The sequence below is a fragment of the Paenibacillus puerhi genome (assembly GCF_009846885.1).
In the GTDB taxonomy this organism is placed as follows: Bacteria; Bacillota; Bacilli; order Paenibacillales; family NBRC-103111; genus Paenibacillus_G; species Paenibacillus_G puerhi.
Genome location: NZ_WUWM01000001.1, coordinates 354,356 through 370,043 on the forward strand (window position 1 = coordinate 354,356; position 15,688 = coordinate 370,043).

The window sequence follows — 15,688 nt, forward strand, 5'->3', positions numbered from 1 at the left end:
GAGGAAGCATCATGAATTTTACCGGGAAAACCGTACTGGTCACCGGCTCAAGCCGCGGCATCGGAGCCGCGATCGCCGAGGCATTCGGTGCGCAAGGAGCGCTGGTGATCGTCAATTATATCCGCAATGAAGCGGCTGCGGAAGCGGTAGTCGGCCGTATCCGCGCACAGGGCGGAGAGGCTGTCGCGATGAAGGCCGATGTGACCGACCCCGCGGCGGTACAAGCGATGATCGACGAGTCGGCAGAGGCTTTCGGATCGCTGGATGTTGTGGTCAACAACGCGCTCAGTCCGTACAGCTTCGATCCGAAGCGGCGCAAAACCGCCTGGGAGCTTCGCTGGGAGGATTACCGGGAACAGCTGGAGGGCAGCTTGGGCGGAGCCTTCCACGTCGTGCAGGCCGCTATCCCGTTGATGAAGGAGCGAGGAAAGGGAAGGATCGTCAATCTGGTGACCAACCTGATCGACTTTCCGGTGGTGCCGTACCATGATTATACGACGGCGAAGGCGGCGCTGCTCGGCTACAGCCGTAACCTGGCGGCAGAGCTGGGGGCGTTTGGCATCACGGTCAATTGCGTAGCTCCGGGCTTGACCTCTCCGACGGATTCCAGCCGGGATACGAAGGAGGATACGAAGAATGCCATCATCGGATTGACGCCGCTCGGCAGACTGGCATCTCCGGCGGATATCGCGGGAGCGGTGCTTTTCTTCGCTTCCGACTGGGCTTCATTTGTAACGGGGCAGTGTCTCCATGTAGACGGCGGGCTAGTGATGCGTTAGAGGCTACCTCCAGAGGCGAACTGCCTGAAGTAAGGTGAAATAAAAGGTACGGCATGGGGCAAAGCCTCATTATGAAACGATTAGGGAGGGCTATGCAAATGAACATCGAAACAAGTATCGAGCTGTTGAACCGGGTACGCGAACAGAAGCCGCTCGTCCACAACATTACGAATGTCGTTGTCACGAATTTCACGGCCAACGGGCTGCTGGCCTTAGGGGCTTCCCCGGTCATGGCGTATGCGCATGAAGAAGTAGCCGACATGGCGAAAATAGCGGGCGCGCTGGTCGTCAATATGGGAACGCTCGACGAGCAGCTGATCGAATCCATTCTGATCGCCGGGCGTTCGGCCAACGAGCATGGCGTTCCGGTCATTTTCGACCCGGTCGGCGCGGGAGCTACTCCTTACCGGACGGCCGCGGCCAAACGCATACTCGAAGGCATTCGCGTCTCCGTGCTGCGCGGCAATGCGGCGGAGGTCGCCAACGTGATTGGGGGGACCAGTGAGATCAAGGGCGTGGATGCCGGGGAGTCAGCCGGGGCCGATGGATCCTTACTGGCTCGTCAGGCGGCAAGCCTGCTGAACGCGGTCGTCGTCGTTACGGGAGCGGATGATTATGTAAGCGACGGGAAGATCACTCACCGGATCAGCAACGGCACGCCGCTGCTGACGGCTGTTACCGGTACGGGCTGCCTGCTGACGAGTGTGATCGGGGCCTTCGCCGCGGTGGAAAAGGACCTTATGACGGCAGCTGCGACGGCACTCGCCTTCTACGGCGTCGCGGCTGAGCTTGCCGTAGAAATTTCAGGGCCCAACCATCCGGGTACGTTCCAAGTCGAGTTCCTTAACCGGCTGCATACGACGACGGGAGAGGACCTGGGCTCGCGAGCGGTAATTTGGCAGATTGGCTGAAGCGCAGCGAGTGAAGACGGGGGCATCGGCCTATTCTAGGCAGCGGTCGTCCTATGTCCGACATCCGAATACTCATCAAGGCAGAGCAGGTCTCCTTCCAGGAAGGAAAGGCCGACTCTGCCTTTTTTTGCATTCGTCATGCCAGCCTTTCCGGGCGAAAGGTGCATGGACGCCGGAGGCATGTTATGATCGGGGATATCATCGAGGACGGAATGAGCCGCGCTTCCTGTCGCTCCATGTCTTTAAGACGGCCAAGGGGAGTCCCGCGTCCTCTACCGGGCAGCTCTTGCGGAAGGCGTCACTTGAGGACTCAGCCAGATGCTGGGGCTCTTCGGTCGCTGCTTGGAGACGGTCGGCGCAAGCTTGCGGGGCTGCCGGCTTCCGGCTGCCTGGTACCGGCTCCAAGCTTGCCGAGCGGGATGATTGGCCCGGGGGAATGACTTTGCTTGTCTGATGCTGCGCACAGCTGAGGAATCATTCGGGGAGACGCCCGAGGAAGAGCGGATTTTATGAGAGAGAGTCGCTTGGCCCGGACGGTTGGCTTTGCCGGAACGGCTGGCGGCATCGGACTTTTGCGGTTCAAGGCCGGAGGAGGGACCGTCCTCCGGGCGGCCGGCCGGTTCGGCAACGATCGGCGCTTCCACAGCCGCAGAATTGCCGATCGCCAAGGTCTTTGACCTTTGATTATAGGCTAGCTGCTGGATATGGCCGGGAACGAGCCCAAGCTTACGGCAGAGGGAGGCGGAGAGCCGGAGCTCCTCGCTGATCTCGTTCTCAGGAACATGAAGCCGTACCTTGGCGCTGCTCTTGCCGTTTCTCACGGTGAGGATAGGGTACGCAGCCCGAGGGATTCCGAGCGCAGCGGCTAAAGCTCCCCCGATCGTAATATGCGGAACGCTCCTCCGGTAGCGGTCCGGCTCGAGCAAAGCCTGACTGCGGCTGACGATGACCTGTGTCAAGTCTACGGTATCCTGCATAGGGTTATAATCGACCAGATACCGGCACTGATCGCGCAAGCCCAGCGACTTGGCCATCGCAGGGTCGATCTCCAGATATGGAAATGCGCATTCATCGCCATCCCCGCGAATAACGCGGACTTTTTGCTCCGAGCGGCCGTTCTTCAAGGTGACGGTGGCCCCGTTCGGCAGGTCGTTCAGTCCGAGGGCAGCCTGGCTGTAGGATTCCAGGACGAGGGTGATCTCGCCGCTCGCCTGATGTTTGGTAACCGATAGATCGACGATGTCTCTTCCCATGGTCGGTTCGTTCCTTTCTGATCCCGAAGTCTGGCTTAGATTCATGTTACAACGTATGTCATTTGTCCCCCCGGCGTCTGGATAGATGCCCCTGTTCGGTATACAACGGGCGTTTATTAGGAAACGCGAGTTTCGAATGCCGTTGACCGGTTCGGCGGCCGTATCGCCGGATAACCGGCAAGAAAAAGGAGGTGTGCAAGGATGACGGTTGAATCCCAGGAAGATATTGAAGCGCTGCGGCGGGTCGGGCGTGTAGTAGCAGCCACGATCGCCGAAATGAAACGGCGGGCGCGACCCGGCATGACGACGCAAGAGCTGGATGACATCGGCCTGCGTTATATGGAGGAGCATCGCGCAAGGCCGGCTCCTCGTCTGGTTGTTGGATTTCCCGGTGCGACTTGTATCAGCGTCAATCAGGAGGCGGCGCACGGTATCCCCGGACGCAGAAGGCTGAAGGCGGGGGACGTGGTGAATATCGACGTCTCGGCCGAGCTAGACGGCTATTATGCGGATGCCGGCCAGTCCTTCGTGCTCTCGCCTGCGGAGGACGGACCTTTGCTTCACTTGTGCGAATATACGTACCTGACCATGATGAGGGTCATCTCGCAGCTCAAGGCGGGCGTAAAATTGAATACAGTCGGGCGCCTGATCGAGGAACAGGCCCGCGCAGGCGGACTGTTTGTCGTGCGGAATTTGTGCAGCCATGGGATAGGGCGTTCCTTGCACGAAGAGCCGAGGCAGATTCTGCCGGTGTACGATCCGCATGACAAGAGGAAGCTTTGCGACGGGCAGGTCATTACGATAGAGCCCTTTCTGTCCACGGGCGCCCGGTACGCAGTCGAAGCCGGCGACGGCTGGACGCTTCGCCTGCCCGACAACAGCTTCGTAGCCCAGCATGAGCATACGATTATCATTACCAACGAGCATCCGATCATTGTGACGGCTCTATAGAGGGGCGTTTCCCGGCCCCTATCGGCTAGTCTTCTCCTCTTCCCCTCCGGAATCGGCGCACTTGAAGGAGGGGGAGGCGCGATCGAAAATTTTCAAAAATCGATTCGATTCTTGCCTAATGGCGCATATCTTAGATTAGGAAACGAAACGATTGGGGAAAGCGAATACGGATGAGCGGCACGGAAACTTTACCTGCGGAAAGGGGCTGTCATGGAGAGCATCAGGTCAGCTCGGGGTCTTTTTCTCGGTAATGGTGGAGATTTACTCATGACTGTGATACAATATGTATCAACGGTTGGGTATTACGAAGGGGGACTACTATGAGAAAAGTTTTGAAAATTGAATAAAACGATGTTTAACCGGCCCTTTCCTGGTGTAACTAGTAACAGAAGCAGTACATATTTCCTAGATAAGTATACAAAAAGGAGCAGAGTCATGAGAGCACTAATCAAGCGTAAGTTTTCCCTGTGGTTGTCGCTTCTCCTCGTATTGGGCTTGGTATTTCCAGTCCTTGGAGTTGCCGATCGCAAGGTCTGGGCATCGGATGACCAGACACTGCCTGCTGTAACGATCCAAGCCGGGGGTTCGGCTACTGTAGGAGGAGATGTTTACGGAGGGACCTGCAAGCCGATCATTGCGACTACTCAGAAGGTATGGCAGAGCATCCTGAGCCCTGTCATGACGGCGGGGAAAGTAACGTTCACGATCCCAGAGGAATACTGCAGCATTGAGCTGTCCTTTACGAGCTATGCGTTTAAGGACAATGTGAAGCCCGACCATATGGGGGCTCCCTACAACAAGCAGTATGTGCACGACAATAAGACCGCCGTATACGGTCCGGGTACTCACACCGTCGAGATCGATATGCCTTGCGGGTACTGGCAGATTGATCTGTATTCGGGTCCTGTGATTCCCTCCGTCCCTTACGGCCATCCGGCCGCTTTATTGATTAAGGCGCTTGTCAATCATCAAGTCAACGGATGCGAGCCTGAACCGACTACGCCTACGCTCGATCTGATCGATGTGACGGCTATGTGTGTAAACACGACGGGCCAGCTGCGGTTTGAACTGACGAATCGCAACAGTACCAGCGCTACGATCGGATACACGTTAGCCGATCAGAACGGGCAGGTGACGCTGGGAGCTAACGAAACCAAAGTGATTGAAATCGTTTCCAACAGCACGGCGGTTCTACAGCTTTCCCTTAACGGAGTCAGCAAGGATACGGTGGCTGCCAATCCGCAGAGCTGCAATCCCGGCCCTGCCACCTCCGTGCAGTTGATCGATGCGGCTGCGCTCTGCTTCAATGAGAGCGGCATCGTCCGCTTTCAGCTGACGAACCGCAATGCAGCGGCAGCCGAAGTGGCCTACTCGCTGGAGGGCGTGAGCGGGAAAATAACGCTGGCGGCCGGCGAGAGCCGCATCGTGGAGCTTGCTTCCGCAAGCAAGGAATTGTTGAAGGTCACGGTTAACGGAGTCAGCAAGGATACGGTGGCCGCAAGTACCGAGGATTGCAATCCCGGCCCTGTCTCTACGGTAGAGCTGGTCGATGCGGCAGCGCTTTGCTTCAACGAGAGCGGTATTGCCCGCTTCCAGCTGACGAACCGCAATGCGACGGCAGCCGAAGTGGTCTATTCGCTGGGGAACGCAACCGGCGAGGTGACGCTGGCAGCCGGCCAGAGCGAAATCGTGGAGCTTGCATCCACAAGCACGGACTTGCTGAACGTTACAGTTAACGGAGTTAGCAAGGACACGGTAGCGGCCAGTACCGGGAATTGCAATCCCGGTCCTATCTCTACGGTAGAGCTGGTCGATGCGGCGGCGCTTTGCGTCAACGAGACCGGTATCGTCCGCTTCCAGCTGACGAACCGGAACTCCACGGTGACTGAAGTCACCTACAGCCTGAATGGATTAAACGGCCAAGTAACGCTTCCGGCTAATGGCGGGGCAGTCATTCAGCTTGCGACGGCCGCTGACGGAGAGCTGCTGAAGGTCGGTGTTGGCGGTGAAAGCAAGGATACCGTCCAGGCCAGCGCTACGCTATGCAGCAATCCGGGCGGTGGCGATGGCGGCGGAGACAACGGCGGTGGCAGTGATGACGGTGATACAACAGAGGTCGATGATGATCCGGTTCCGACAGGTCCTCCTGTGACGCCGACACCGTCGACTCCGACTCCCGGGGGGCAGACTCCAGGAACACCGGTACCTGCCGTTCCTGGTCCTGCGGTGCCTGATACCGACATCATTCTTCCGGAGGATTCGGATGTTCCCCGGGGAACCGGTCAACCTACGGCGGAGCAGCCAGCCGGAGAGCAGACTGAGGAGATAGCGGACGGCGAAATTCCGCTCGGCTATTCGAAGCTGCCGCAAACGGGCGAAAAAACGCCATGGACGTTTTACGGCTTAGGAGCTTTATTGATCGCAGCAGGACTTGTAACCGGCTTGAGGAAGCGTCGTGCCGGTCTGTAAGGAGCAGAAAAGGGGACCTTGGTCCCCTTTTCGCATTTGCGCGAGAAGAATAACCTTGAATAGAGGACCAGCTTACGAGTGACAGGGGGGATACAGATGCGAAAATGGGCAATAGGTTTGGTTCTGGCTGGGCTGTGCACGATCGCTTTTCCGCATATTCAGCAGGCCCGGGAAGACAAGCAGCAGCGCGAGCTGCTTGCGGAGCTGCAGGTATTTGCGGAAGCTGCAGAAGGACAGGCCAGCGAGAACTATGCAGGGGCTGAGGTGCCGCCGCAGGGCGTGCCTTTCGAGGAGGGAGCGCATCGGCCGGCGGGCGATGCAAGCGTCGAAGCTCCAGATCCGGCTTCCACCGCTCCCTCCGAGCCGGCGTCGCCGACGCCTGCGCCTAGCCCAGTTGCAAAGCCTCTAGCTGCAGCGGCCAAGCCTGCTGCAATGGGCATCCTTGAAATTCCGAAAATCGAATCCAAGCTGCCGGTGTTGGCCGGGGTGACCGATGTCAATATGAAGCTTGGCGCCGTTCACTTCAAAGGGACCGCAGTCCCTGGCCACAAGGGGAATGCGGTGATAGCCGCTCATCGCAGCCTTAGCTACGGCCGTTTGTTCAATCGGCTTGTCGAGCTGAAAAGCGGCGATACGATCATTGTCCGCACAGGAGGGGAGAAGAAGGAATTTACGGTCACGGCTACCGAAATCGTCGAACCGAGCGATGTTTCCGTTCTGAAGCAGCCCGCCTCCGGAGTATATTTGACCTTGATCACCTGCGAGCCCATCGACACAGGGACCCATCGCTTTATCGTCCGCGCCAAGATGACAGAGGTGTCGTGAATGCCTAGATTCTCCCTTGTTTCGACAAGAGAAGGTAAGTTTTTATTGACTGTATTGGAAATATGAGGATATAATAAGGGCTGTCGATAACCGATAGAACGGTGTTTAAAGGAGTTCTCCGTATGAGCAACATCTTGACGCTGCTCACCCTCTCCGGCTTCCTTCTTCTAGGCACGCCCGTACCTGCTCCCATGTCCCTCGCTTCCGTGTCCCATCAAGTAGGACAAGCCTTTTCCGACGACGGCGCTGTAGTTGTCCGTGTGCCGGAGCATGCCGCTCCTGCGGCGAGGAAGAGGGTTTTGATCCAGTCCGGCGCAGGCCAGCAATTTTATCCGCTCCCCGCCTCGTTCCAGTCGGGAGAATTTCCACTGAAGGATGGGGACGGCACTTATACCGTTACGTTATATGAAAATGCGCGCGGCAACGAATACAAGAAGCTCTCGAGCCAGGTTATTAAGCTGCAGCTGAAAAATCCGAATGCCGTTTATTTGCAATCCATCCAGCCCATTCATTGGACCGAACAGATGGATGCGATACGCAAGGCGAGGGAACTGGCAGAGCAGGCATCGACGCCCTCCGAGAAGATCGAGCTGATCTATGCCTATATCGCAGAGCGCTTTGCTTACGATTATGACAAAGCCCGAAGCAGCTTGACGCCGGAATATACGCCCGATATCGAAGCGACGTTTGCGGAGAATGCCGGTATTTGTTATGATGCTTCGGCTCTGTTCGCAGCGATGCTCCGGAGCGTCGATGTCCCTGCGAAGCTGGTGAAGGGATATGCCCCGGATGTACAGGGGCTGCATGCATGGAACGAAGTTTATATGGAAGGAAAAGGCTGGGCGACGATGGATATCACGACTGACGCCCCCTATGTGCAAGCCGGCCGCGAGGTGATGAAGTGGAAGGACGCCTCGTTGTACCGCCCGAGCCTTTCCTTCTAAATCGAATAGAGTCCTGGTGTCGTCCTCACATGAGCGTGCTCATGTGCAGGGCGATTTTTTGTATGCCGCCGGAAGTCCCGGGCAAGCCTCACACGATACCCCTTAGCTAACCGATACGCCAAGCCATCAACGATTCCTCCAGATCGTCCAATCCGCGGATAGGCCGGTCTGTTTGTCCAGGAGCGACCTGTTTATGCCGGACTTGCTTGTAGAATCACCGTATTATCAACCTTGCACGCGAATCGTCCAGACCGGGCGGGTTCGCGTATTTGCGCATGCTCTGGAGGATTGAACGATTGAACAAGCCGGGCGTCAGCGGGTAAGATGACGATACATAAAGCGAAGGAGGTTCGAGGCGGTGGCAAACTTATATACCCCATCGACGCCCGGCTCCACGGAAGCGCAGGCGGTCAGGATGAAGGCGGAGAATCGATATCTTGCCAACATCCGCAAGCACTGGATGCTGTACGTGATGATTGTTCCGGGCCTGCTGTTCTATCTGATTTTTAAATATGTGCCGCTGGCCGGCAGCTTGATTGCTTTTCAGAACTATCAGATCTTTAAGGGGATGACAGGCAGCCCCTGGGTAGGACTGGACAATTTCAAATTTATTTTTTCGTATCAGGATTTTTATCTGGTGCTGAGAAACACGGCGACGATCGCCTTCTATCAGCTCTTGTTCGGGTTCCCGGCGCCGATCATCCTCGCGCTTCTCTTCAATGAAGTGAGGCTGCTTCTGGCCAAGCGGGTCGTCCAAAGCTTGTTTTACCTCCCGCACTTTCTGTCGTGGGTCGTCGTGGGAGGGATTGTGTTCGAGCTGCTGTCGAGCCAAGGCGTAGCCAATATGGTCCGCGGCTGGATGGGGCTTGAGCCGATCCTGTTTATGCAGGAGCAGCGGTACTTCCGCACGATCGTCGTACTGTCCGGCATCTGGAAAGAGGTCGGCTGGGGAACGATCATTTATCTGGCAGCAATCGCCGGGATTAATCCGAATCTATACGAAGCGGCTGTGATGGATGGCGCCAACAGGTGGAAGCAGACGATTCATATCACCCTGCCGACGATGCTGCCTACGATCCTGGTACTCTTCCTCTTGAATATCGGCAATTTCCTGGAGCTCGGCTTCGATCAGATGTATAACCTGCTGACTCCGATGACGTATTCCGTTGGCGATATCATCGAAACCTATGTATACCGGGCCGGGGTCCTGCAGGGGCAGTACAGCGTGACGACCGCTATCGGGCTGTTCCAGTCGGTAATCGGTTTCACACTGCTCTGGATATTCAACCGGTTAGCCAGAAAAACAGAACAGGGGCTGTGGTAGATGAAGCTGACCAAAGGAGATAAACTATTCCAAGCCGTGAACTATGTATTTCTGGCGGCCGCGGCAGCCACCATGCTGATTCCGCTCGTGCATCTGTTGGCCGTGTCGTTCAGCTCGCCCATCGCGGCTGATTCCAAGCAGGTGTTTCTCCTTCCCGTGGAGTTCACCACAGCCTCATGGGTCCATGTGCTGAAGAATAAGGGGCTCTGGACTTCGTTCGGCATCACGGTCTATATTACGGTGGCAGGCACGCTTATGAGCATGCTGTTCTCGGTGCTCACGGCCTACCCGCTGTCCCGCAAGGAGTTTATCATACGCAAGCCGATCATGTTCGGGATTATCATCACGATGATCTTCAACGCGCCGATGATTCCTTTCTTCCTGACGGTCCGCGAGCTGGGGCTGATGAATTCGCTGTGGGCGCTGATCATACCGGGGTTGATCGGTACGTTTAATATGATCATCATCCGAACCTTCTTTATGGGCATTCCGCCGGAGCTGGACGACTCGGCTCGTATCGACGGCTGCAGCGACGCGGGGATTCTGTTCCGCATCTATTTACCCTTATCGAAGCCGGTGCTGGCTACCGTCAGCTTATTCTATGCCGTCGGCTATTGGAATACGTTCCAGCGGGCCGTGCTGTTTATCCGCGATCCGTCCAAGTGGCCGCTGCAAATGAAGCTGCGCGGGTATCTGCAATCGCCGGAAGAGCTGGCCGCCGTTAATCTGGTGCTGGGCGACTACGATTTTAATACGACTACGTTGAAAGCGGCGACCATTCTGTTTGCCACCATTCCGATCATTTTGGTATATCCGTATTTGCAGAAATACTTTGTCAAAGGCTCGATGCTGGGATCGCTTAAGGAATAAGTTCGGCGGTCACTCAGCTGCTAGGCCGACAGGCGGGTAGATATGAAACCGGTCCGCCGGTTTGATATATAGCATGCATATAAAAAGGGAGGATTTACGCATGACGAAACGATTATTCGGTAAACCGGCCGCGCTATCCGCGCTGGCATCGCTCCTCGCGGTAACCACGCTCGCAGGCTGTGCTTCGACAGGAGAAGCTCCGTCAGCTTCAGGCAATGGCGGAGAAGACGGCAAGGCCGTGCCGGTCAAGGTGTTCAAAAGCCATATGGGCGTCGGCACGATACCTGACAGCAACAATGCGCATGTGAAGTATGTCGCGGAGAAGACGGGCGTAGAATACAAGCTCATCACGACGCCGCCGGGATCGGAGCCCACAGAGTTTCTTAATCTGATGATCGCTTCGAATGACCTGCCTGATATCCTCCGCCCGATCGGGGGGATCGAGCAGACGCTGATCAAGCAGGGAGGAGCGCTTCCGCTTGATGATCTGCTGCCGAAGCATGCGCCGAATGTGTGGAAGAACATTCCGCAGGAAGCCTGGGACATCGTCCGTTCGGCCTCTCCGGACGGTCATATCTACTATATCCCGAAGGTGTTCCTCGTCCCGGAGCGGGCGCCTATGATCCGCAAGGATTGGCTTGACAAGGTCGGGCTGCCGATGCCGAAGACGGCGGAGGAGTACAAGGAAGTGCTGAAAGCGTTCCGCGACAAGGATCCGAACGGCAACGGAGCCAAGGATGAGCTGCCGACTTCGGGCCGCGAGTTCGGGAAATGGATGGACCATCTGTTCGGCATGTACGGCATAGCGATGTGGGAAGGCAGTCCGGAGTGGGATATTTACGAGGGCCAGATTCAATACGCCGGCGTCACGAAGAACATGAAGGCGGCCATCGCCTTTATCCGTGAGCTGTATGTCGAGAAGCTGCTGGACAATGAGACTTTCCTCAACAAGGGCGATGTTTGGCAGGCCAAAATCAACAATAACCTGGTCGGCAGCTGGTACCATCTTCCCGCCAACGTCCGCGACCGCTACAATGCGATGCTGAAGGGCGCTCCGGACGCTTATATCGTCGGTATGCCGGTTCCTAAGGTGGACGGCTTCGAGGGCTTCGTTACGCAAAAAAGCATGGGCGAGCCTGAGTGGATTATTCCGGCCGCTGCCAAAAACAAAGCGGAGGCCTCGCTGAAGCTGCTCGACTTCTTCTATGATCAAAACCATGATGAATTCGTCCGCTTCGGTATCGAAGGGCTGCAGCATCAGCTCGTCGACGGCAAGAAGGTCCTGCTTCCGCCGGAGGACAGCAAGCCGCTCGCGCTCGGCATGCGCAATCTGACGACCAAGAACGACATGGATATCCGCATCAAGGAAACGATCCCGGAAAATATGCAGAAGATGGTTCAGGATATATTCGCGGTCAGCACCGCCGATGCGCGCCGGATTGCCGGAGACGGGCTGCCGAACACGGTATATGAAGGATATCCCGATATCCAGTCGCATAAGCTGTTCCAGGAATATTTGACAAAGATCGTCATCGGCGACTGGCCGATCGAGAAGTTCGACGAGTTCGTAGACCGCTGGAATAAAGCCGGCGGCGAAGCTGTCACGAAGCGTGTTCAAGAATGGTACGGTAAGGTCAAGAAGTAAAAGAGCGGAAGGGATGGTTTCTCATGAAAAAGCGATATGCGATCTGCGGAGTGAGCGGACGAGCGCTCGGTATGTTTGCCAAGCCGATCCTCACGACGTTCGCCGGCAGCTGTGAGCTGGTCGGGCTGCTGGATCGCGACCCGGCGCGTTTCGAGCTGTACCGGACGCGTTACCCGGAGCATGCCGGAGTACCGACGTACGGAGAGCAGGAGTTCGACCGGATGGTCGACGAGACGCGCCCGGACGTCATCATAGTAGCCGGCCGCGACGATACGCATGCGCGGTATCTGATCGCCGCGCTGCGGCGCGATCTCGATGCCATCACGGAGAAGCCGATGGTTACGACCGGCGAGGACAGCCGGCGCGTGATGGAGGCCGAGCGGGCCAGCAAGGGGTCTGTCATCGTGACCTTCAATTACCGGTATGCGCCGATTCATACGCGGATTAAGGAACTGGTGCTGGAGGGCAAGCTGGGGCGGATTACCTCGATTGATCTGAACTGGTACCTGGATACGTATCACGGATCCAGCTATTTCAAGCGGTGGAACCGGGTCCGCGAGCTTTCGGGCGGCTTGTCTGTTCACAAAAGCACGCATCACTTCGATCTGGTCAACTGGTGGATCGGCCAAAAGCCGGTCGAAGCGTTCGCCTACGGCGCCCTGAATTATTACGGCGCCGAAGGGGAGGCGAATCCGAAGAAGGAGGACGGCCGGTTCTGCAGCACCTGCGACTATACGCGGGACTGTGCTTACTATGCGCGCTGGAACGCCAGAAGCAAAAATATCCGCGTGCCTGACGATCACCTGGGCTCGCTGGACGCGGCCAAGACGGGGCAAGCCGGGAAGAGCGGATTCCCTTACTCGGATTACCGGCCGGATCAATGCATCTTCGATTCGCAGATCGATATCGAAGATACGTATACGGCAACCGTTCGCTATAGCGGCGGGGCTCTGCTCAGCTACTCGGTTAATTTCTCGCTGCCCTACGAGGGCTATCGTCTCGCCATCAACGGGACGAAGGGACGCCTGGAGACGGTGGAATATCATATGCCTGGACGGACGCCGTTCCCTACGCCGGTCCAGACGATCGATTACTTCCCGCTGTTCGGCTCCAAGGAGACGATCCATGTCGTGCATCGCGAGGGCGGTCACGGCGGGGGCGATCCGCTGCTGCTGGAGGATTTGTTTATGGGCGAGGACCCGACGCGTCCGTACCGCATCCTATCGGGGTCGGAGGACGGCGCCTACTCGGTTGCGACCGGAGAAGCGGTGTGGCGCTCCGTGCAGGAGCATCGGCCCGTCACGATCGCTGAAGTGCTCGGAGCTTCAGAGCGCCAGGTATCTGGCGATGACGCGCCGCCCATCCGTTCGCGAGCCGGGGAGCCGTCTGTCGAAGTAGGAGCGGGAGCCGAAGGCTCGTCTATGCGCCTAAGCGGCCAAGGCCAAGGAGGGCATCGCTGATGAGAAGGAGCGCGGGGGCATATTTTGATTATGCGGACAGCATGGCCGCCCAGACAAACGGCACCGATATCCCGCATGTGCTGGCAGCCGTCGCACAGCGGTATGTCGGGGAGCATCCGCCGCATCCTCCGGTATACCGGGTGACGCGAACGAGCGCGACCTGCAAACAGGACGATCATCGTTACGTCTTTCCCTTGAGCCGCTTGTTCCCCGGTATGACGGAGGGACAGCGGGTCTACGCCTGGGCGAAGCTGTGGATCGAGCAGCCGCAGGAATTCATCTTCCTGCTGCGCTGCTGCGGTCCGGCCCGGCTGTACCATAACGGGCAGCTGAGGTTCGGGTCGTCGCCGGAAGAGGAAGGGGCTGAGCAGGCGCCGCTGAAGCTGAAGCTTGCCCTGACTCAAGGCTGGAATCATGTGGTGCTGGAGCTGGGCAAGCGGCCTGGTGGAGGCTGCGGAGCTGAGTTCGGCACCGGCAACCGAAAGAACAAGCCGTTTCACTTCCTCGCTCCTTCTCCCGAGCGGGAAGGGGAAGAAGGGTGGATCTATACCGGGCCGCTGGACAGCCCTTTGGCGCATATTCCGGGAGCGGGGCATACCGAAGCATCCACGGGGGTTGCGTGGAAGCCGGAGATTTCTCCTCCGGAAGATGGCTCGCCGGGTCGTATGGAGAGACTGTACGGGCATCGGCCGGGCTGGTCCGCCTATGCCTGGTCATCGGTCGTCAACCGGACGACAGCAGCGAGGCGCGTGTGCTTGAAGGGCACGGCTTACGGCCCGCTGCGGCTGTTAGGAAACGGCCAAGTGATCCATGCAGCTTCCCAGCCGGGCGAGTTCTCGGTTGAGCTCGAGGTGTTGCCGGGCAGGACCGACCTGTTTGTCCAAGCGGTTTGCGCCGAAGATGGTGCAGAGCCTGGCTGGGGGCTAAGCATAGACCGGCTGCCGGACGGAACGGAGCTGTGTGCTCCGCGCCTGATCCATGGGTATGACAGACCGTGGCTCTGTCTTGGACCGTTCCCTCCCGGGACATCCGTGAACCCGGCTGAGTATACGGGGATGGACAGGGTGGCCGAGAGCGGCGAAGGGGAACTCGTCTACTGGACGACCGACGAGCCGAGAGCGCATGTCCGGCCTTTTCTGGAGAATGAACTGTTCGGCCGTTGGAATTACCCGCTGGGCGTCACGCTGAACGGGCTTCTGGAAACAAGCCGGCTGCTGCAGCGCAGCGATCTGGCCGACTATGCAGCCAGCCATGTCGAGTTCGCTACCTCGACCTATGCGTACTCGCTGTGGGATCGGCACCGGTTCGGCGCTGCCGGGTTGAACAACCAGCTGTCGCATATCGACAGTCTGGACGATTGCGGCTCGTTCGGCGCCTTGGCGATAATGGCCGACCGTTTCCGCCCCCTCAAGGGCGTACGCGAAGCTTCGGACGATATCGCCCGCTACATCATGGAGACGCAGGACCGGATGCCGGACGGAGCGCTGTACCGCCGCGTGGGCGTATCGCCGAGCATGCACAATACGATGTGGTGCGACGACATGTATATGAGCGTGCCTTTCTTATGCCGGTATGCGGAGATGACGGGAGAATCCCGCTATATGGATGAGGCGGCCCGACAACTGCTGCTGTATAAAGCCTATCTGTATATGCCGGAGAAGCAGATCATGTCCCATGTGTATGACGTGGCGGCCGGGAAGCCTTCGCTGACCGCCTGGGGACGGGGCAACGGCTGGGTGTTCTTCTCCCTGGCCGTGCTGCTGGGCGTGCTGCCTCAGGAGCATCCGAGCCGCGCGGCCGTGCTGGACTTCTATCGGGAGCTGGCCGAGGGCTATCGACGTCTGCAGGGCAGCCATGGGCTGTGGCATCAGGTGCTGACCGATCCGGAGTCTTACGAGGAGTCTTCCTGCACCTCGATGTTCATGTACGGCTTCGCTCTCGGCGTCCGGCACGGCTGGCTCGAGCAGCCCGGACCTTACGCGGAGGCTGCGCTAGGCGGGTGGCAAGGTCTATGCGAGCGTGCCATCGACAAGCGCGGCAACCTGTACGGCGTGTGCAAAGGCTCCAACTGGTCGTATTCCCATTCCTACTATAAGCATGATCTCGGTTGGAATCTGAACGATACTCACGGGATCGGCATCGTACTGCTGGCGGGGATCGAAGTGCAGCGGATGAAGGAACGGCTTGAGACGGAGGGTTAGGACGAGAAGGCAAGGAGAAGTAAGGTGACCGGGGCGGCGTGCGGCATGGGCAAGCC

General features: G+C 57.9%; 12 protein-coding genes. 11 read left to right on the forward strand and 1 reads right to left on the reverse strand.

Annotated elements, in window-relative coordinates:
• Positions 1–11 precede the first annotated feature (11 nt).
• Together GSF01_RS01535 and thiM are read left to right on the forward strand one after the other, a co-directional pair.
• A complete protein-coding gene (locus GSF01_RS01535) occupies positions 12–779 on the forward strand; it encodes a 3-oxoacyl-ACP reductase (RefSeq protein WP_159881243.1) in 768 nt (255 codons plus the stop codon).
• A 98-nt stretch (positions 780–877) separates the two neighbouring features.
• Positions 878–1,690, forward strand: coding sequence for a hydroxyethylthiazole kinase (thiM, locus tag GSF01_RS01540; RefSeq protein ID WP_159881244.1), 813 nt, complete (start codon positions 878–880; stop codon positions 1,688–1,690).
• Between the two features lie 272 nt (positions 1,691–1,962).
• Here thiM and GSF01_RS01545 read toward each other — a convergent pair whose 3' ends face one another.
• Positions 1,963–2,943 carry a hypothetical protein gene (locus tag GSF01_RS01545; protein ID WP_159881245.1) on the reverse strand — a complete coding sequence of 327 codons (981 nt, stop codon included), beginning with the start codon at positions 2,941–2,943 and terminating at the stop codon, positions 1,963–1,965.
• A 201-nt stretch (positions 2,944–3,144) separates the two neighbouring features.
• Here GSF01_RS01545 and map point away from each other — a divergent pair, with 201 nt between their 5' ends.
• From map to GSF01_RS01590, 9 genes are all read left to right on the forward strand, one after another.
• Positions 3,145–3,894 carry a type I methionyl aminopeptidase gene (gene map / locus GSF01_RS01550; RefSeq protein ID WP_159881246.1) on the forward strand — a complete coding sequence of 250 codons (750 nt, stop codon included), beginning with the start codon at positions 3,145–3,147 and terminating at the stop codon, positions 3,892–3,894.
• Positions 3,895–4,329: 435 nt separating this feature from the next.
• On the forward strand, positions 4,330–6,363 hold the full coding sequence (locus GSF01_RS01555; protein ID WP_159881247.1) for an LPXTG cell wall anchor domain-containing protein: 2,034 nt from the start codon (positions 4,330–4,332) through the stop codon (positions 6,361–6,363).
• A 96-nt stretch (positions 6,364–6,459) separates the two neighbouring features.
• Positions 6,460–7,188: a class D sortase gene (locus tag GSF01_RS01560; RefSeq protein ID WP_159881248.1), complete on the forward strand. Its 729-nt coding sequence runs from the start codon at positions 6,460–6,462 to the stop codon at positions 7,186–7,188.
• 122 nt (positions 7,189–7,310) lie between these two features.
• Positions 7,311–8,132: a transglutaminase-like domain-containing protein gene (locus GSF01_RS01565; protein WP_159881249.1), complete on the forward strand. Its 822-nt coding sequence runs from the start codon at positions 7,311–7,313 to the stop codon at positions 8,130–8,132.
• Between the two features lie 415 nt (positions 8,133–8,547).
• Complete coding sequence (locus GSF01_RS01570; RefSeq protein ID WP_159881307.1) at positions 8,548–9,456, forward strand: ABC transporter permease; 909 nt, start codon at positions 8,548–8,550, stop codon at positions 9,454–9,456.
• Complete coding sequence (locus GSF01_RS01575; RefSeq protein WP_159881250.1) at positions 9,457–10,326, forward strand: carbohydrate ABC transporter permease; 870 nt, start codon at positions 9,457–9,459, stop codon at positions 10,324–10,326. It abuts the gene before it with no gap.
• A 100-nt stretch (positions 10,327–10,426) separates the two neighbouring features.
• Entirely contained in the window at positions 10,427–11,971 is a 1,545-nt protein-coding gene (locus GSF01_RS01580) for an extracellular solute-binding protein (RefSeq protein ID WP_159881251.1), read from the forward strand.
• A gap of 23 nt (positions 11,972–11,994) precedes the next feature.
• Complete coding sequence (locus GSF01_RS01585; protein ID WP_159881252.1) at positions 11,995–13,431, forward strand: Gfo/Idh/MocA family protein; 1,437 nt, start codon at positions 11,995–11,997, stop codon at positions 13,429–13,431.
• Entirely contained in the window at positions 13,431–15,632 is a 2,202-nt protein-coding gene (locus tag GSF01_RS01590) for a glycoside hydrolase family 88/105 protein (RefSeq protein WP_159881253.1), read from the forward strand. The genes GSF01_RS01585 and GSF01_RS01590 overlap by 1 nt, the downstream gene beginning before the upstream one ends.
• The last annotated feature ends 56 nt before the right edge of the window (positions 15,633–15,688 follow it).

Coding starts and splice junctions, on each gene's coding strand:
- GSF01_RS01535 (WP_159881243.1), top strand. CDS start 12: ATGAATTTTACCGGGAAAACCGTACTGGTCACCGGCTCAAGCCGCGGC.
- thiM (WP_159881244.1), top strand. CDS start 878: ATGAACATCGAAACAAGTATCGAGCTGTTGAACCGGGTACGCGAACAG.
- GSF01_RS01545 (WP_159881245.1), bottom strand. CDS start 2,943: ATGGGAAGAGACATCGTCGATCTATCGGTTACCAAACATCAGGCGAGC.
- map (WP_159881246.1), top strand. CDS start 3,145: ATGACGGTTGAATCCCAGGAAGATATTGAAGCGCTGCGGCGGGTCGGG.
- GSF01_RS01555 (WP_159881247.1), top strand. CDS start 4,330: ATGAGAGCACTAATCAAGCGTAAGTTTTCCCTGTGGTTGTCGCTTCTC.
- GSF01_RS01560 (WP_159881248.1), top strand. CDS start 6,460: ATGCGAAAATGGGCAATAGGTTTGGTTCTGGCTGGGCTGTGCACGATC.
- GSF01_RS01565 (WP_159881249.1), top strand. CDS start 7,311: ATGAGCAACATCTTGACGCTGCTCACCCTCTCCGGCTTCCTTCTTCTA.
- GSF01_RS01570 (WP_159881307.1), top strand. CDS start 8,548: ATGAAGGCGGAGAATCGATATCTTGCCAACATCCGCAAGCACTGGATG.
- GSF01_RS01575 (WP_159881250.1), top strand. CDS start 9,457: ATGAAGCTGACCAAAGGAGATAAACTATTCCAAGCCGTGAACTATGTA.
- GSF01_RS01580 (WP_159881251.1), top strand. CDS start 10,427: ATGACGAAACGATTATTCGGTAAACCGGCCGCGCTATCCGCGCTGGCA.
- GSF01_RS01585 (WP_159881252.1), top strand. CDS start 11,995: ATGAAAAAGCGATATGCGATCTGCGGAGTGAGCGGACGAGCGCTCGGT.
- GSF01_RS01590 (WP_159881253.1), top strand. CDS start 13,431: ATGAGAAGGAGCGCGGGGGCATATTTTGATTATGCGGACAGCATGGCC.